This window comes from Burkholderia sp. RF2-non_BP3 (genome assembly GCF_001522185.1).
Taxonomy (GTDB): domain Bacteria; phylum Pseudomonadota; class Gammaproteobacteria; order Burkholderiales; family Burkholderiaceae; genus Burkholderia; species Burkholderia diffusa.
In genome coordinates, this window is record NZ_LOSU01000024.1 from 148,247 (window position 1) to 166,613 (window position 18,367).

Below are 18,367 nucleotides of genomic sequence, written 5' to 3' on the forward strand. Positions count from 1 at the left end.
CGGGCGAAGAGGGCGGCGTGCGTGCATGGCGCGGCGATGCGCCGATGCGCCGATGCTCGCCGCCGCCGTGTGTCAGGCCAGGTAGTTCGACCACTTCTGGTGTTCGCGGTAGTACTGCTCCTCCGCGTCCGTCAGGCCGGTCTCCTTGTACCAGGGCACGTGCTTGCAGGTGTAGCGGCCCGCGAACCGGACGCCGCACAGATGCGAGTCGCGGCGGAAGTAGCGCTTGTTGTAGACGGCGAACGTCGTATCGATCGGCGCGTTGTAGATCGGGTCGCCGCCCGCCGTGCTGCCGATCTGGTGGCGCCAGAAGTTCGCCTCCCATTCGAGCGTCGTGTATTGGCGGTCGCCGCAGAAGAGCGTCGTTTCCTTCATCAGCTCGGGTTGCGAGATGTCGAGCGCGAAGCCGGCCTTGCCGGTCTGGAACGCTTCGGTCGCGTCGATCAGTTCGAACAGGAATTCGGGCGGCAGCGCGTCGTTCAGTTCGAGGTCCGGATCGGTGACGCAGAAGAGGTCCGGCAGGCGCGCGTAGTTCGCGTCCGACAGGAACAGGTCGCGCGGGCCCGCGTTGCGATCCAGGCGCACGACGGTCACGTCGTCCTGCACGCTTTCCAGGAACGCGAGCATGTCCGGCGCGCTCGACGCGTTGTCGACGATCACGATGTTGCGCAGGCCGCGCGCCTTCAGCTGGGCCACCATCCGGCGCGTATAGGTCGGATTGTTGAAGGTCGGGATCAGCACCGGCACCGTGGCGACCAGGCCGCCCGCGAAATGCCGGAACTGACGGCTGCCCGGCAGCGTCGTGCAGAGCGTCGCGTTCGGCACCAGCGGCAGCGCGACGGGCTGCGGCGCCGGCGCGGATTGCATCACGTGCGCCTCGAGGTCGGCGAGGTCCTGCCGGGTGTCGGCGTCGTCGGGCATCAGCGCGGCGGCCTTGCGCATCGGCGCGAGCGCCTCCGCGTGACGCTCCTGCTGAACCAGCGTGACGGCCAGCGCCCGCCAGCCGAGCCCGACGTCGGGCATCCACTCGGTCAGTTGGGTCGCGATGCCTTCGGCCTGCGCGAATTGCCGCTTGTCGAGCAGCGCGGCGAGCGTGTTCATGAATTCGGAGAGCACGGCCGCCAGCTCGTCGGCGGAGGCCGACGGCGCATCGGCCGCCGCGAGTTCGAGCGACAGCGCGTCGATGCCGTGCGTGCGGGCCTGCGCGACCAGCGCGCGCGCCGCATCCATCTGGTTGTCGCGCGTCAGCGCGTCGATGCACGCGATCCAGTAGCGCCGCTGCGACGGCTCGGTCGCCACCGCGGCCCGGAAGTGCCGCAGCGCGGCGTCGCGCCGGTCGAGCTGTTCGAGCACCGTCGCGAGGCGGAGGTGCGAATCGGCGTGTTCGGGATGCGCTTGCAGGATCTGGCGGTAGGCCTGCTCCGCGTCCTGAAGCGAGCCGGCGGCGTGAAGCGCGGCGGCGCGGGCCAGCTCGGCCTCGGAGACGGGAGCGGCAATGACGGTGTCATTCATGGCGGCGGAAGTCGATGACGGCGAATGAAGGGGCGGCGGCGCGTACTCGCCGACGTTTCGCGTATGTTGCCGCCGGGGGCCGCGCGACGATGGATCAAACAGAGGGGAGATTTGCTGCCTGTTCGGATGTTCGGCGTGCGTCCGCCGGCGCGGGCAGCGCACGGAAAGCGCGTGGGGAAAGGATGCGGGAAAAGGACGCGGGAAAAGGACGCGGAAAAAGGGGCGCGAAGCCCGCCGGTGTTGCGCGTCGCCGCCCGGCGGCATCGTCAGTCGCCGGCCGCCGCCGACGTGTTAACATGCGCGTCCTGCCCCGCGTGTCCGCCTGCAATCCAGGCCTGCCGCGCGCGGCATCCTCCCGGCGTTCCGCCGTCAACCGCAACATCATCCGTCATCATGTCCGCAGGCCTCAACCCCGCTCAGAACGAAGCGGTGCGCTACCTCGACGGTCCCTGCCTCGTGCTCGCCGGCGCGGGCAGCGGCAAGACCCGCGTGATCACGCAGAAGATCGCGCACCTGATCGAAGCGAAAGGTTTCGAGCCGCGCCACATCGCGGCCGTCACGTTCACGAACAAGGCCGCGGCCGAGATGCGCGAGCGCGTGTCGAAGCTGTTGGAGGGCAAGACGCTCACCACGCCCGGCAAGGAAGGCCGCAAGGTGCCCGTCAACCAGCTCACCGTGTGCACGTTCCACTCGCTCGGCGTGCAGATCCTGCGTCAGGAGGCCGAGCACGTCGGCCTGAAGCCGCAGTTCTCGATCATGGATTCGGACGACTGCTTCGGGATGATCCAGGAGCAGATCGGCACCACCGACAAGGGCCTGATCCGCAAGATCCAGAGCACGATCTCGCTGTGGAAGAACGGCCTGATCATGCCCGACGAGGCGATGACGATCGCGGCCAACGAGGACGAGCACCAGGCCGCGCTGGTCTACCGCAACTACGTCGCGACGCTGCACGCATACCAGGCGGTCGACTTCGACGACCTGATCCGCCTGCCGGCCGAGCTGTTCGCGAAGAACGAGCAGGTGCGCGACCGCTGGCAGAACAAGCTGCGCTACCTGCTGATCGACGAATACCAGGACACCAACGCGTGCCAGTACGAGCTGCTGAAGCTGCTCGCCGGCCCGCGCGCCGCGTTTACGGCGGTGGGCGACGACGACCAGGCGATCTACGGCTGGCGTGGCGCGACGCTCGAGAACCTCGCGCAGCTCGGCAAGGATTTCCCGAAGCTGCACGTGATCAAGCTCGAGCAGAACTACCGGTCGACGGTGCGGATCCTGACCGCCGCGAACAACGTGATCGCGAACAACCCGAAGCTGTTCGAGAAGAAGCTGTGGTCCGAGCACGGGATGGGCGACTCGATCACCGTCACGCCGTGCAACGACGAGGAACACGAAGCCGAATCGGTCGTGTTCCGGCTGTCCGCGCACAAGTTCGAGCGGCGCACGCAGTTCCGCGACTACGCGATCCTGTATCGCGGCAACTTCCAGGCGCGGATCTTCGAGCAGGTGCTGCGGCGCGAGCGGATTCCGTACGTGCTGTCGGGCGGCCAGTCGTTCTTCGACAAGGCCGAGATCAAGGACCTGTGCGCGTACCTGCGCCTGATCGCGAACGCCGACGACGATCCCGCGTTCATCCGCGCGGTCACGACGCCGCGCCGCGGAATCGGCAACACGACGCTGGAAGCCTTGGGCTCGTTCGCGGGGCAGGCGAAGGTGTCGCTGTTCGAGGCCGTGTACATGGGCGGGATCGAGGCGCGGCTGTCCGCGCGCCAGGTCGAGCCGCTGCGGATGTTCTGCGACTTCATCCAGCGCCTGACCGACCGCGCGGACAAGGAACCCGCGACCGTCGTGCTCGACGACATGATGGAGGCCATTCACTACGAGGCCTATCTGTACGACGCGTTCGACGAGCGGCAGGCGCAGTCGAAGTGGCAGAACGTGCTCGAATTCCTCGAATGGCTGAAGCGCAAGGGCACCAAGCCCGAGACGGAGGCCGTCGACGGCGAGGCCGACGGCTTCCACAACGCCGACGGGCTCGCCGATACCGGCAAGAACCTGCTCGGCCTGATCCAGACCGTCGCGCTGATGTCGATGCTCGAAGGCAAGGACGAGGATCCGGACGCGGTGCGGCTGTCGACCGTCCATGCGTCGAAGGGGCTCGAGTATCCGCACGTGTTCCTGGTCGGCGTCGAGGAAGGCATCATGCCGCACCGCGGCGGCAGCGAGGACGACGGCCCGATCGACAACGAGCGGATCGAGGAGGAGCGCCGGCTGATGTACGTCGCGATCACGCGCGCGCAGCGCAGCCTGCACCTGAACTGGTGCAAGAAGCGCAAGCGGGCGCGCGAGACGGTCGTGTGCGAACCGTCGCGCTTCATCCCCGAGATGGGCCTCGACGAAGCGCCGCCGCCGACGCCGGAGGAAGCGCCGATGACGCCGAAGGACCGGCTCGCGAGCCTGAAGGCGCTGTTGCAGAAGTGACGTGCGAGAGGCGGCCGGCCCGGCCGCCCCGGCAAAAGAAAACCCCCGCGATGCGCGTGCGCCGCGGGGGTTTTTGCTGGCCGGCAGGCGTTACTTCGACGCGTTGACCATATAGTCGACGGCCGCCTTCACGTCGGCGTCGGACGCGCTCGACCCGCCCTTCGGCGGCATCGCGCCCTTGCCGTGCAGCGCGTAGTTGTAGACGGTATCCATCGAGTCCTTCAGGCGCGGCGCCCAGTCCTCCTTGCTGCCGAACTTCGGCGCGCCGAGCACGCCGGCCGCGTGACACGCCTGGCAGACCTGCGTATACAGCGCCTTGCCGGCCGATGCGGCGTCGGCGCTGGCCGGCGCGGCCGCGGGCTTTTCGCCGGCCTTCGGAATCGCGGCGATCGCGGCCATTGCAGCGGCGGCTTGCGCGTTCGACGCGTCGGCGCCCGACGCGCCTGCCGCACCCGCCGCGCCCGCCGCGCCGCTCGCCGCCGGCGCCGCATTGGCGGCCGGGGCAGCCGGCTCGGGGAAGTTCGCGCCGTCGTTGTTCGCCATGTAGACGATCGCGCGCGCGATTTCATAGTCGCTGACGTCGTCGGGATTCGTGCCGCCACGCGGCGGCATCGCGCCCTTGCCCGACAGCGCCGTCTTGAGCAGCGTGTCGAAGCCTTGCGAGATGCGCGGGGCCCAGTCGTCCTTGTTGCCGAACTTCGGCGCGCCGGCGGCGCCCGTGCCGTGACACGTCACGCATACGGCCTTGTAGACTTCCTCGCCGGTCTTGTACGTGCGGGGCGCGTTGGCGTCCTTCACGTCGACCTTCGCGAGCGGCGCGATCCGCGCGGCGACCTGTTCGTCCGATAGCGCGTCCGTGCCTGCGCCCGAGCGGAACGCGTGGTTGGCATAGGTGGCAAACAGGACGATCAGGGCGATCGGAATCGCGAATGATGCGATGACGACGGCAATCAGCTGCCCGGGGGTTTTGACGGGAGATTCGTGGGGTGCTTCGCTCATGCTTGCCTCGTCTCCGTGAATAGGAATTGTGAGCGCGGTGCAACGGCAAAATGGCAGTCCAATGAAGCACGGACGATTATAGACGGAACGTTTACATCACGGCGAGCGGCGCGAAGGCGCGTGTTTACCCGCACGAATGGGGGCCTGACGAGGATTCTGCGGGCAAGGTGGACGCTTCATGGGAAACCGGGTATCCTTGCCGTCTTGCCAATGGTGGGCGGCCGGTTTATTGGGGTCGTTTCACTGTCACACGCGCCCGTAGCTCAATGGATAGAGTACTGCCCTCCGAAGGCAGGGGTTGCTGGTTCGATCCCAGCCGGGCGCGCCAAAAAGCCTGATCAGGCTTTTCAGCGGTTTCTCCCACTTCAGTGAAATTACAGTCAGCCGGCGGCGACGTGCAGCTCGGCGGCCTGCGTGCGACTGTGATGCACTCGTTCAACGTTACCAGCCGTGGTGTTCGTACTCGGAGGCGCCGGATCGTCAGACTCAGGTGATCATCCGCGAAAGAAACGCGATGAACGCACGTACTAACATCCAAATCATCAACGGGCGGACGGAGCGCCGGCCTTTGTGGTGATCCCCTACGCGGACTATATGGCGCAGCACACGCGCGTGGGGCGCATTCTTGGGACCCGATCGGCACCGGAGGAAGACGATTCCGACGCGGCGCGCGCAGTTGTGCCCCCGCCCCACCTGCCCACCAGAACGAATGGTCTTTATGCATGCACTGGCAGCACAGGGCCGGCCAGCGCGGGCCGCGCGGCGATCGGCGAGCCGAATCTTGGGTGCATTTTTATGCGCCCTGGTTATGCGGTCTCTACACCTCGTCGCCTGCTTTCGGCGGTTCGGCCATAATCGCCGCTCACGCAGCACCGGCTTCATGCCGTAAGAGCCTGCCCTCCAGGTGCCAGCCGACCGCGCAAGCGGTGTGTGGGGATGGCCGGTGTTTGCGTGAGCGTCGGGCCGACGCGTTCTCAATTCCAACAAGATTCGACCGTGAAGTTTTCCCGAATTCCCGAGCTTGACCTGCTCCGCTTCCTTGCCGCCATCGCTGTTGTGTTCTTTCACTATGCCTTTCGAGGCTACGCCGGCGACGACTTGACGACCATGCACTATCCGGCGCTCGAGCCGGTCGCGCAGTATGGATTTCTGGGCGTGCACCTGTTTTTTATGATCAGCGGCTTTGTGATCCTGATGACGGCGGGCGACGGAAGCATCAAGCGCTTCATCGCGTCACGCGCATCCCGCCTGCTACCTGCGTTCTGGGTCTGCTGCACGATCACCTTTTTCGTGACGCTCGCGATAGGCGGCGATCGATTCACCGCGACGTGGCCGCAATACCTGGTGAACCTGGTGACGCTCGGCGGTGGCTTCGGCGCCGATCCGATCGACGGCGCGTACTGGTCGCTAGGCGCGGAATTGCGGTTCTACCGCCTGGTCGGCATTTTGCTCATCATCGGCCAGATCCATCGGGCCGAGCGTTGGCTGTATGTGTGGCTGATTGGTACGGTGCTCGTCGAGCTGTTCCCGTTCATCAAGCTCAAGGGCTTCTTGGTGACGGACTATGCAGGCTTCTTCATCGCCGGCGCCGCGTGCTTTCTAATCCGTGCATACGGCTCGTCGCGATCGCGCATCGCGCTCGTCTGCGCCGCGTGGGCTCTGTCGCTTTATCACGAATTCCAGCTCCTGCCGCACTTCAGCGAGAACTTCGGGAAGCCTCTGAATCCGGCGGTCGTCGCGGCCGTGATGACCTCGTTCTTCGTTGTGATGCTTGTGCTGGCGTTGCGCCGCACGCCGATGCTCACCGGCTCGCGATGGGTTTGGTTCGGTGCGGTCAGCTATCCGCTGTATTTGATCCACCAGAACGTCGGCTACATGCTGTTCAATGACGTCGGTTCGGCTGTCGACTGGGTCGTGATGTTTTGGGGTGTTGTTGCTGCAGCGATAGGGGCTGCGCTGCTGGTGCACGTTCTGGTGGAGAAGCCCTCTGCGAGGCCGATGAAGCGAGGCATCTTGCGTATCCTCGGCGCAATGGAACGATGCATACCGGCGCGCTGGCGGCGACACGAAGAGGGGCGCGGCGGGGCCTTCGGCCGCATGTCCCGCCCATAGGAGCACGCTTCAGCCTAGGGGACTCGAACAGGATTGTCTGTACACCGGCAACGCTCGGCCGGCAACACGCCTGCCACGCGCTCGCACGCATCGTGCCGGTACCGCACGGTCCGCGCACGTGCCGGCCGCCGAGCGCCGAGTCGCGTCGCCAGACCACCCCCGGGACGCCACCCGCCTCGCGATGCGACGAATTACGGGTGTTTTGCTCGACTGATCGTCCCTTCGAAACACGGCGAACGTCGCGACAATATCCGCGAGTGTCCTGCCGTCGGCGCCGACGCGCCGGCGTGTCCGCGCCTGCCTTTCATGCGACCTTGCACCCTCCGGCCTGATGGCGGCGGGGGCGCCGGTTGTCGCACGCCGGAAGCGCCGTCCGGGCATCGTCCGGGGCAGTCGCCCGGGCGGCCGGTTCGTCATCCATGCCTATCGCAGACCCAGCGGACCCAGCGGAAGCCCCGCCTATGAACGAAAACCTCCTCGAACGCGGATACCCGTCCGGCGCGGACACGCCGGTCGAGGCACTGCTCGCGTCCGCGCTGGACCATTACGACGCGGGCCGGCTCGACGCCGCCGAGCGTCTGTGCCGGCAGGTGCGGCAGCGCGAGCCCGAGCGGGCCGAGGCGCTGCACGTGCACGGGCTGGTCGCGTTTCGCCGAGGCGATTTCGACGGCGCGGTCGCGGCGATCGCGGACGCGATCCGGCGCGATCCGCAGGCACGCTATTACTACAACCTGGGCACCGTGATGGCCGCGCACAACCGGCCCGCGGCGGCGGCCGAGTGCTTCCGGCAGGCGCTCGCGCTGCAGCCGGACGATGCGGACGCGTACAACAACCTCGGCAACGCGTTGCGCACGCTGAAGGATTGCGAAGGCGCGGTGGAGGCGCTGGGCACGGCGATCCGGCTGCGGCCCGACCACGCGCAGGCCTACAACAATCTCGCGAACGCGATGCTCGATGCGGGCGAACTGGAGGCCGCGCTTGAAGGCTACCGCGCCGCGATCGCGTTGCGGCCGGATCTGCTCGAGCCGCACGACAACCTGCTGTTCGCGTTGAATTACAGCGCGGCCGCCGCGCCGCACGTTCATTTCGATGCCGCGCGGCATTACGGCGCGCAGGCCGCCGCGCGAGCGGTGCCGTACCGCTCGTGGCCGACGGCCGACGGCGCGAGACCGCTGCGGGTCGGCATCGTATCGGGCGACCTGAAGCATCACCCGGTCGGCTATTTCCTCGAAAGCGTGCTGCGCGCGACCGATCGCACGCGCGTGGTGTTCGTCGCGTATCCCACCCGCGATGTCGAGGACGACCTGACACAGCGGCTGCGCCCGCTGTTCGCGGGCTGGACGAGCCTCGCCGCGCTGAGCGACGAGGCCGCGGCCCGGCGGATTCGCGACGATGCGATCGACATCCTGATCGACGCGGCGGGCCACACGATCTTCAACCGGCTCGCGCTGTTCGCGTGGAAGCCGGCGCCGGTGCAGGTGTCGTGGATCGGCTATGTCGCGACCACCGGGCTCGACGCGATCGATTACGTGCTGGGCGATCGCCACGTGCTGCCGGCCGACGAGGAAGCGCATTTCGTCGAGCGGCCGTGGCGCCTGCCCGACAGCTACCTGTGCTACACGCCGCCGCGCGATGCGATCGTGCCGGGCCCGCTGCCGCAACTGGCCGGCGGCGCGGTGACGTTCGGCTATTTCGGCAAGCTCGGGAAGATGAGCGACGCGGTCGTGCGCGTCTGGTCGCGGGTGCTCGCGGCGGTGCCGCGGTCGCGGCTGCTGCTCAAGGCGAGCGAGCTGGCCGGCGCGTACGCGGTGCGCCGCACGCGCGAGCGGTTCGCGCAGCACGGCATCGATCCGGCGCGGCTGCTGCTCGAGCCGAATGCGCCGCGCGGCGAATACCTGGCGTCGTACCGTCGCGTCGACGTGATGCTGAGCCCGTTCCCGTATTCGGGCGGCACGACGACCGCCGATGCGTTGTGGATGGGTGTGCCCGTGCTCGGCATCCGGGGCGACCGGTTCGTCACGCACATCTGCGAAAGCCTGTTGCAGACGGTCGGTCTGGCCGATTGGGTCGCGCGCGACGAAGACGACTACGTCGCGAAGGCCGCGGCCTTCGCGACCGATCCGGCGCAACTGCGGCTGCTGCGGACCGGCCTGCGCATGCAGTTGATCGCGTCGCCGCTGTGCAATGCGCCGCGCTTCGCGCGGCATCTCGAGGACGCGTTCCACGGAATGTGGGCCCGTCGCGCGGACCGGGCCGGCGACATCGCCCGCCCGATCGACTGACTCATCGACCGGACCGCGCGCGAACGACGCAACGACGACATGCAACAGACCACGGACATTCTCGGCGCCGCACTGGCGCATCACCAGGCGGGCCGGCTGGGCGACGCGAAGGCGGGCTACGAGCAGCTGCTCGCGCGCGAGCCCGCGCATCCGGACGCGCTGCATTTCCTCGGGCTGCTGACCTGTCAGGCAGGGCAGCCCGAGGAAGGGATCGCGCTGATGCGCCGCTCGATCGACGCGTATCCGAGCGCGATCTATCACAACAACCTGGGCAACGCGCTGCGCGAGCGAGGCCGGCTCGACGATGCGATCGCTCAGTACCGCGAAGCGGTGCAGCGACAGCCGGACTACGCGGAAGCGCACAACAACCTGGGCGACGCGTTGCGCGAGGCGCGGCAGCCGGATGCGTCGATGCAGCACTGCGCGCAGGCGATCGCGCTGCGGCCGGACTATGCGCAGGCGTACAACAACCTGGGCAACGCGCTGAAGGATCTGGGGCAGGCGGATGCGGCGGTGCTCGCATACGGCAAGGCGATCGAGCATGACCCGCGCTACGCCGATGCGTACAACAATCTCGGCAACGTGCTGACGACGCAGCGCAAATTCGACGCGGCGGTGGACAGCTATCGCGCGGCCGTCGCGCTGGCCCCGGCCAGCCCGATCGCGCACCGCAATCTCGGCGCGGCGCTGCTTGCGCGCGGCGACCGCGACGAGGCGATCGCGACCTTGCGCCATCTCGTCGAACTGGCGCCCGCCGACGCGCAGGCGCGTGTCGATCTCGGTACCGCGTTGCGCAACGCAGGGCAGGCCGACGCGGCGATCGAGCATTTCGAGCGCGCCGCGGAACTGTCGCCGTTGCGCGCCGACGCGCACGCGGGCCTCGCGGAGGTGCTGTACCGCCGGCGGCAGACGGCGCGTGCGGCCGAGTGCATGACGCGTGCGCTCGAGTTGGCGCCCGATCACGGTCCCGCCTACCGCATGCTCGGCGACATGTATCACGATCTGGGCAAGTACGACGCGTCCGTCATGTGCTACCGGGCCGCGACCGAACTCGATGCGAACGACGTCGACGCGCATCATCGCTGCGCGATGGTGCTGCTGAAGCAGAACCGTGCCGACGACGCGCTGCATCACGCGCGCGCGGCGCTCGCATTGAACGACCGCGCGGCGCCCACGCACATGACGCTCGGCGACGTGCTCGGCATGCTCGGCGATGTGGATGGCGAACTCGCGCATTACCGCCGCGCGGTCGAGCTCGACGTGACGAATCCGGTCCTGCACGACCGGCTGATCTTCGCGCTCGCCACGCATCCGTCGATCGACCAGGAAGAGACGCGCCGGGCCGCGCGGCATTTCGGCGAACGCGTCGAAGCCGATGCACGGCCGCTCGCGCATGCCGACACCGGCTCGCGCCCGTCGGGCGGACGACTGCGCATCGGCTGGGTGTCGGGCGACCTGGTGACGCATCCGGTCGGCATTTTCCTCGAAGGCGTGCTGGCGCATCTCGATCGACACCGGCTCGAATTGATCGCCTATCCGACGTCGGCGGCGGAAGACGACACGACCGCGCGCCTGAAACCGTATTTCGACGCGTGGCATCCGCTTCTCGACCTGTCGGACGAACAGGCGGCGCAGCGGATTCGTGCGGATGACATCGACGTCCTCGTCGACCTGTCGGGCCACACGGCGCAAAACCGGCTCGGCGTGTTCGCATGGAAGCCCGCGCCGGTGCAGGTCACGTGGATCGGCTTCTTCGCGTCGACGGGGCTGCGCGCGATCGACTACGTGCTGGGCGACCGGCACGTGCTGCCGGCCGACGAGGAAGCGCATTTCGTCGAGCGGCCGTGGCGGCTGCCCGACAGCTATCTGTGCTTCACGCCGCCGCATCCGGCGGTCGACGTCGGTCCGTTGCCGCAACGCGAGAACGGGGTGACGACGTTCGGCTATTTCGGCAAGCTCGGGAAGATGAACGATGCGGTCGTGCGCGTGTGGTCGCGGGTGCTTGCCGCGGTGCCGGGCGCGCGGCTGTTCCTGAAGGCGGGCGAGCTCGACGGCGCGCATGCGGTGCGTCGGACGGTCGAGCGGTTCGCCCGCAACGGGATAGACGCGAGCCGGCTGGTGATGGAAGGCCGCTCGCCGCGCGCCGATTACCTGACGGCCTATCACCGCGTCGACATGATGCTGAGCCCGTTTCCGTACCCGGGCGGCACGACGACGGCCGAGTCGCTGTGGATGGGCGTGCCGGTACTCGGGATGAAGGGCGAGCGGTTCGTCACGCACATCTGCGAGAGCGTGCTGCAGACGGTCGGCCTCGGCGACTGGATCGCACAGGACGAAGACGACTACGTCGCGAAGGCCGTGGCCGCCGCGGCCGATCCGCAGCGGCTCGGGGCGCTGCGGCAGGCATTGCGCGCGCGGCTGCTCGCGTCGCCGCTGTGCGACGCGCCGCGCTTCGCGAAACATCTCGAGGAGGCGTTTCACGGGATGTGGATGGACAGGACGAACGCCGGCGCCGACGAGCGGGCCGCAGCGGGCGACGAACGGAATTGAGCCGCCCGGCAGGGCGGCGCGCGAACGACGAAACGACGACATGCAACAGACCACGGACATTCTCGGCGCCGCACTGGCGCATCACCAGGCGGGCCGGCTGGGCGACGCGAAGGCGGGCTACGAGCAGCTGCTCGCGCACGAGCCCGCGCATCCGGACGCGCTGCATTTCCTCGGGCTGCTGACCTGTCAGGCAGGGCAGCCGGAAGAAGGGATCGCGCTGATGCGTCGCTCGATCGACGCGTATCCGAGCGCGATCTATCACAACAACCTCGGCAACGCGCTGCGCGAGCGAGGCCGGCTCGACGATGCGATCGCTCAGTACCGCGAAGCGGTGCGGCGGCAGCCGGACTACGCGGAAGCGCACAACAACCTGGGCGATGCGCTGCGGGAGGCGCGGCAGCCGGATGCGTCGATGCAGCACTGCGCGCAGGCGATTGCGCTGCGGCCGGACTATGCGCAGGCATACAACAACCTGGGCAACGCGCTGAAGGATCTCGGTCAGGCGGATGCGGCGGTGCTGGCATACGGCAAGGCGATCGAGCATGACCCGCGCTACGCCGACGCGTACAACAATCTCGGCAACGTGCTGACGACGCAGCGCAAGTTCGACGCGGCGGTGGACAGCTATCGCGCGGCCGTCGCGCTGAACCCGGGCCGGGCGATCGTGCACGGCAATCTCGGCACCGCGCTGCTCGCACGCGGCGACCTCGACGAATCCATCGCGACGCTGCGTCGGGCGGTCGAACTCGATCCGCTGGATCCGCAGGTCCACAACTGTCTCGGCAGCGCGCTGCGTGAAGCGGGCCGGAACGACGAAGCGATCGAGCATTTCGAACGGGTTGTCGAACTGTCCGGCGGCGACGTCGACGCACACCTCAACCTGAGCCGGGCGCTGAAGAGCCAGAACCGGATCGAGGAGTCCGTCGAGGCCGGCAAGCGGGCCATCGAGCTGGATCCGCGCCGCGCGGAAGGCTATGTGAACCTGGCCCACGCGTATTACTGGCTGGACCGCGTCGACGACGCGATCGTGCAGTACCGCCATGCGCTCGAATTCGATCCGGATTCGGCGGACATTCACCAGAACCTGTCGATCGCGCTGTGCCAGGCGCGGCGCGTCCATGAAGCGCTGGAAAGCGCGCAGGCCGCCGTCGCACTCGAACCCGGCACCGCGCGCCGGCATGCGCATCTCGCGGACGTGCTGCGCAAGACCGGCGACGTCGACGCGGCGATCCGGTGTTATCGCCGCGCGCTGGAGTGCGATCCCGACAATCCGGGCACCTACACGTCGCTGCTGTTCTGCCTCGCGGGCCAGACCAGCTTCGACCCCGAAGCGTATCTGGCGGATGCGCGCGTGTTCGGCGCGCGCATGTCGATGCACGCGCAGCCGTGGCGGCACCGGCCGGCGCCGCTGAACGGGCGCAGGTTGCGTGTCGGCTTCGTGTCGGGCGATTTCCGGCGGCACCCGGTCGGCATCTTTCTCGAAAGCGTCGTCGCGCATCTCGATCGGTCGCGGCTCGAACTGGTCGCGTTCACGACGTTCGACACCGAGGACGACTACACCGCGCGGCTGAAGCCGCATTTCGACGGCTGGCATCGCATCACGGATCTCGGGACGGAGCAGACGGCCCGACGCATCCACGAAGAGCGGATCGACGTGCTCGTCGATCTGGCCGGGCATACGGCGCACAACCGGCTGCCTGCCTTTGCGTGGAAGCCGGCGCCGATCCAGGTGAGCTGGCTCGGCTTTTTCGCGTCGACCGGCATCGCGGAGATGGACTATTTCCTCGGCGATGCGCACGTGCTGCCGGCCGCCGAGGAAGCGCACTTCGTCGAGCGGCCGTGGCGGCTGCCGGACAGCTACCTGTGCTTCACGCCGCCGCCGTACGACGTGCAGGTCGGCCCGCTGCCGATGCTGCGCAACGGGCACATCACGTTCGGTTGCTTCGGCAAGCTCGTGAAGGTGACCGACGACGTGGTGCGCGTCTGGTCGCGCCTGCTGCACACCGTGCCGGGCGCGAAGCTGCTGCTCAAGGCGTATGAACTCGCGGTCGAGGACATCTGCGATGCGACGCGCGCGCGCTTCGCGGCGCACGGCATCGACGCCGACCGCCTGATCCTCGAGCAGGGCTCGTCGCGCGACGCGTACTTCGCTGCGTACAACCGCGCGGACGTGATGTTGAGCCCGTTCCCGTACCCGGGCGGCACGACGACGGCCGAGTCGCTGTGGATGGGCGTGCCGGTGCTCGGGATGAAGGGCGAGCGGTTCGTCACGCACATCTGCGAGAGCCTGCTGCATGCGGCCGGACTCGGCGACTGGATCGCGAGCGACGAAGCGGACTACATCGCGAAGGCCGTCGCGTTCTCCCGCGATCGCGGCGAGCTCGCGGCGATGCGTGCCGGGTTGCGTCAGCAGATGCAGCGTTCGCCGCTCGGCGACGCGAAGCGGTTCGCCCGCCACCTCGAGGACGCGTTCCACGGCATGTGGGACGCGTGGCTCGCCGGCACCCCGGACGACGCGCCGGCGCGGTAACGGCCGCGGCCGGTCAGGCGCCGCGCCGCCGGGCATCGCGGCGCGCTTCGGCGCGGTGCGACGCATGCGGACGTCCCCCCAAAAAAAAGAAGCCGCATCGCTGCGGCTCTTCGAGGAGTGCGCCCTCGCGGGCGTCGTTGTTGTTCTCGTTCGTTACACGTCGGTGCGGTTCAGCCGAGCATCCCGGTCGACTGATAACGCGATGCCGCGTCGATGCGCTGCAGCGCCAGCCGATGGTTCGTCATCAGCCGTTCGCGGCCGGCCTTCGCCTGTTCGGTGATGATCGCGTCGAGCCGCTGGATCTCGCGGACGATCGCGAGCGCATCCGGCGTCTGGTCCGCGTCGAGCGACATCAGCAGCGTCGCGCGTTCGTCCACGAGCGCGGCGGCGCGCTCCCATGCGTCGTGCGAGACGGCGTCCGCGAGCGCGTGCGTGAGCGCCAGCGCGCGTGTCAGCGAAGTGTGTTCCATGGCGAGTAGTCCTCGTGGGCGGCGGCCGGGTGCCGGTCCGTCACTTGTTGGTGGCGAGCGTGCCGGCGCTGCTCGCACCGCCGAACAGCTGCGTCAGGTACTGCTGGTTGTTCTGCATCTTCGTCATCAGCGTGTTGAGCGCGGTGAACTGCGCGTTGTACTGCGCCGTGAGCGAGGCCTGGTAGTTCTTCAGCTGCGTCGCCTGGTCCTGCAGATTCGATAGGTCCTTGTTCAGCGAGGCCGTGCGCTGGTCGATCAGGCCGCCCGTCTGCGAGTACGAATTCGCGAAGTTGTTCAGCGCGACCCCGACGCCGTTCGTCGAGTTGAAGATCGCCGAGACGGCCGAGCCGTTGGTCGTGAGTGCGGTCTGCAGCTTCGTGCTGTCGACCGTCAGCGTGCCGTCGGTGTTCAGGTTGATGCCGATCGACGACAGGCTGTAGGTCTTGCCGCCCGACGTGACGCCGCCGCTGAGCGCGGTCGCGAGGCCGTTCGTGATCGAGTTCAGCATCGCGTCGCCGAGCAGCGGGCCGGCCGTCGAGCCCGACGACGTGGTCGTGTACGACGACAGGCTCGATGCCGTCGTGACGAAGGTCGAGTACGCCTTCGCGAAATTGTTGATCGCCGTCGTGATGCCGGTCGTGTCCTGCGCGATCGTGAGCGTCTGCGTCGTGTTGACCGCGGCGGCCGTCAGGTTCAGCGTGACGCCGGTCAGCGCGTTGGAGAGCTGGTTCGTCGCGCTCGTCACGGTGCTGCCGGCGATCGTGATGTTGGCGTCCGCGGCAGGCGTCACCGTGTTGTAGGTCGACTGCGTCGAGTCGAGCTTGCTGTTCAGGCCGGCGCCCGCGGTGATCGACACCGTGTTCGCCGCCCCCGTGTTGTTCGACGAGAGCACCAGGTGCTGGCCGTCGGACGCGTTGATCACGGTGGCCGTCACGCCCGGGTTGTTCGAGGCCTTGTTGATGTTCGCGGCGATCGTCGCGAGCGTATCGGTCGACGAGACCGACAGCTGCATCGAGCCGGTGCCGACGCCGACGGTCAGCGTGCCGCTGCCGATCGTGTCGGACGACGTGAGCGCCGGCGAAGAAATCGAGTTGGCGGTCGCGACCGCGTTGACTTTCACCGCGTACGTGCCGGCCGCCGCGCCGCTCGCGGTGGTGGCGGTGAGGCCGGAGCCGCTGGCCGTCGCGGTCAGCGCCGACAGCGCCGTGCCGTCGGTGAGGCCCTTCAGCGCCGTTTGCAGCGCCGCGAGCTGCGACTTGATCTGCCCGATCGCGGACAGTTCGGTGTTGTCGGACGTTTGCTTGTTCGCGAGTGCGGTCGTTTGCGCGGCGGTCTTCGCGGTGACGAGCGCGGAGACGAGCGAATTGACGTCGAGCGACGACTTCGTCGAGCCGCTGATGAGGGACTGCGCAGCCTGCTGGAGCGCGGTGTTCAGGTCGCTGGAGGACGTGGTGGTGGTGGTCGTCGAGGTCATTCGGGTGCTCCGGTCCGCATCGCCGGACAGGTTCGGGCGAATCGCGCGTCGGTGTCGAACAAGCGCGCAACGGGAGGTGAGCCTCCCGGGTGCGCGATGAAAAGGCGCGGGCGCCGGACCCAGGTCGCGGCGCCCGTGCCGGCGGACGGCGCGTCGCGAGACGCGCGCCGCCGGTCGTGGGGTATTAACCCAGGAGCTTCAGGACTTGCTGCGGCAGCGAGTTCGCTTGTGCCAGCACCGAGATACCTGCTTGTTGCAGCACTTGCGCCTTGCTCAGGTTCGCCGTTTCCGTCGCGAAGTCCGCGTCGGTGATCTGCGAACGGGCTGCCGACATGTTGGTCGATTGCGTCTGCGTGTTCGTGATGGCCGACTGGAACGTGTTCTGCGTTGCGCCGAGCGTTGCCTGGAACGTGTTGACCTTCGTCAGCACTGCGTCGATCGAGCCCATCGCGGCTTGCGAATCCGTGACGCTCGAAACCGTCAGCGCGGAGAGGCCGAGGTTTGCCGAGTCCCAGCTCTGCGAGCCGAAGTTCGCTGCGATCGTCTGGCCGTTGATTGCGCCGATCTGGAAGCTGACCGTGCCCAGGCCTTGCAGGACGGATTGACCGTTGAACGTCGTTTGCGTTGCGACGCGCGAGATTTCCGTCAGACGGGTCGAGACTTCCGACTGCAGGTTTGCACGTGCGTTGGAGTCGAGCGAGCCGTCGCCTGCTTCAACTGCCAGCTGGCGGATACGTTGCAGGTTGTCGACGATCGACTGGAGCGCGCCGGCGGTCGTCTGGACCATCGAGATGCCGTTGTTCGCGTTCGACACGCCTTGGTTCAGCGCGTTGATCGCGGCCGTCTGGGTCGTCGCGATTGCGAGGCCCGCTGCGTCGTCCGCTGCGCTGTTCACGCGCTTGCCCGACGACAGGCGGTTGATCGCTTGCGACAGCGCGTTTTGCGAGCCCGACAGGTTCGTCTGCGTCGACAGCGAAAGGATGTTGGTGTTGATGTTCAGCATTTGCTTCCTCGTTTTGGAAAATGCCTGAGTACAGACAGGATCAGGTTCGTTTTCGGCGTTGCGCTTTATCGCGAGTGGCGCTGCCCGCCTTTCCTGGTTGACGGCGGCACCCGGCGAAAACTTTAGAGGGATGTGTGAGGAAAATCGGGACGGAAGCATGCCGCTGCCGCGAAGTCCGCGCCTGGTATGGCTGGCAGCGATTTCGGCGGGGTTGCGCGACGGTCTCGTTGGACGGTTTATGCGGCCGCGCCGCGCGGGGCGGCGAACCGGGATCGACAAAAGGATAGTTTTGTCTGTGATTTCCTGATATGATGGCGGGCTGAATTGAGATTTTCTGTCAAGCCTGTGCCGTCCCGGCACTCTTGCTGGCAGTCAAACGCGGCGCTGCACGCGGCTTGTGAAGCGTACTCGCGGTGCTTTGTGCCTCTCTTTTCCGGCCTCCGAGGCCGTATTTCCGCTCGTTTCGCCTGTTGTGGGGACGCCCGGATGGCCGGTGCGTGGCGCTTGGCCGCTACGTTTTTGACCGTTTAAGCAATTTAGGAACGACATGACGACGATTCTTCTGAAAGAAAACGAGCCGTTCGAAGTGGCGATTCGCCGCTTTCGCCGTGCTATCGAAAAAAATGGCCTGATCGCTGAACTGCGCGAACGCCAGTCCTACGAAAAGCCGACCGCAGTCCGCAAGCGCAAGAAGGCAGCAGCCGTCAAGCGCCTGCACAAGCGCCTGCGCAGCCAGATGCTGCCGAAGAAGCTCCACTAAGAGCATCTACGGTTCGCCGCGAAACGGCGGAGCGTGCTTCGAAAGAAGCCGCTCCGCCGTTTTGCTTTTCGGGCCGGAAAAAACGGCTTCGATCTCGGGAATCAAGCCTTGGCGGGGTGGCCGCCTGGCGGCGACGCGGGGGTTCGACGGATTGCCGGGCCGTTGCGGGCCGGCGCGGGGTTCGTTCCGAAGTC

General features: G+C 67.5%; 11 protein-coding genes and 1 tRNA gene. 7 read left to right on the forward strand and 5 right to left on the reverse strand.

The genetic code is table 11. The features are described from left to right. Positions 1-72 precede the first annotated feature (72 nt). Positions 73-1,512 (reverse strand): glycosyltransferase family 2 protein, encoded by a 1,440-nt coding sequence (locus WS45_RS10000; protein ID WP_059691523.1) that lies wholly within the window; start codon positions 1,510-1,512, stop codon positions 73-75. Positions 1,513-1,905: 393 nt separating this feature from the next. On the opposite strand from WS45_RS10000, the gene WS45_RS10005 reads away from it, so the two are divergent. After that, positions 1,906-3,993: a UvrD-helicase domain-containing protein gene (locus WS45_RS10005; protein WP_059531101.1), complete on the forward strand. Its 2,088-nt coding sequence runs from the start codon at positions 1,906-1,908 to the stop codon at positions 3,991-3,993. A gap of 90 nt (positions 3,994-4,083) precedes the next feature. On the opposite strand, the gene WS45_RS10010 is transcribed toward WS45_RS10005, so the two are convergent. Then, positions 4,084-4,992: a c-type cytochrome gene (locus WS45_RS10010; RefSeq protein WP_059699631.1), complete on the reverse strand. Its 909-nt coding sequence runs from the start codon at positions 4,990-4,992 to the stop codon at positions 4,084-4,086. Positions 4,993-5,244: 252 nt separating this feature from the next. Here WS45_RS10010 and WS45_RS10015 point away from each other — a divergent pair. The 5 genes from WS45_RS10015 to WS45_RS10035 all read left to right on the forward strand — a co-directional run bounded on the left by WS45_RS10015 (position 5,245) and on the right by WS45_RS10035 (position 14,466). Continuing rightward, positions 5,245-5,320: transfer RNA gene (locus WS45_RS10015), tRNA-Arg, on the forward strand. Between the two features lie 668 nt (positions 5,321-5,988). Beyond that, positions 5,989-7,104: an acyltransferase family protein gene (locus tag WS45_RS33315; protein WP_257140328.1), complete on the forward strand. Its 1,116-nt coding sequence runs from the start codon at positions 5,989-5,991 to the stop codon at positions 7,102-7,104. A 461-nt stretch (positions 7,105-7,565) separates the two neighbouring features. Then, positions 7,566-9,386 (forward strand): O-linked N-acetylglucosamine transferase, SPINDLY family protein, encoded by a 1,821-nt coding sequence (locus tag WS45_RS10025; RefSeq protein ID WP_059699634.1) that lies wholly within the window; start codon positions 7,566-7,568, stop codon positions 9,384-9,386. A 39-nt stretch (positions 9,387-9,425) separates the two neighbouring features. Next, the gene (locus WS45_RS10030) at positions 9,426-11,936 is read left to right on the forward strand and encodes a tetratricopeptide repeat protein (protein WP_059699636.1); all 2,511 of its coding nucleotides are present in this window, start codon (positions 9,426-9,428) and stop codon (positions 11,934-11,936) included. A 40-nt stretch (positions 11,937-11,976) separates the two neighbouring features. Continuing rightward, the gene (locus tag WS45_RS10035) at positions 11,977-14,466 is read left to right on the forward strand and encodes a tetratricopeptide repeat protein (RefSeq protein WP_059699638.1); all 2,490 of its coding nucleotides are present in this window, start codon (positions 11,977-11,979) and stop codon (positions 14,464-14,466) included. Positions 14,467-14,636: 170 nt separating this feature from the next. Here the strand turns inward: WS45_RS10035 and WS45_RS10040 are convergent, their stop codons facing one another. The 3 genes from WS45_RS10040 to WS45_RS10050 form a co-directional block, all read right to left on the reverse strand. Continuing rightward, positions 14,637-14,936, reverse strand: a complete 300-nt coding sequence (locus WS45_RS10040) for a flagellar protein FliT (RefSeq protein ID WP_059533511.1) — start codon at positions 14,934-14,936, stop codon at positions 14,637-14,639. 40 nt (positions 14,937-14,976) lie between these two features. Beyond that, positions 14,977-16,410, reverse strand: coding sequence for a flagellar filament capping protein FliD (gene fliD / locus WS45_RS10045; RefSeq protein ID WP_059699640.1), 1,434 nt, complete (start codon positions 16,408-16,410; stop codon positions 14,977-14,979). Between the two features lie 184 nt (positions 16,411-16,594). Further along, complete coding sequence (locus WS45_RS10050; RefSeq protein ID WP_059508662.1) at positions 16,595-17,413, reverse strand: flagellin domain-containing protein; 819 nt, start codon at positions 17,411-17,413, stop codon at positions 16,595-16,597. Positions 17,414-17,960: 547 nt separating this feature from the next. Here WS45_RS10050 and rpsU point away from each other — a divergent pair. Further along, positions 17,961-18,173, forward strand: coding sequence for a 30S ribosomal protein S21 (gene rpsU, locus WS45_RS10055; RefSeq protein WP_006401410.1), 213 nt, complete (start codon positions 17,961-17,963; stop codon positions 18,171-18,173). Positions 18,174-18,367: the final 194 nt, after the last annotated feature.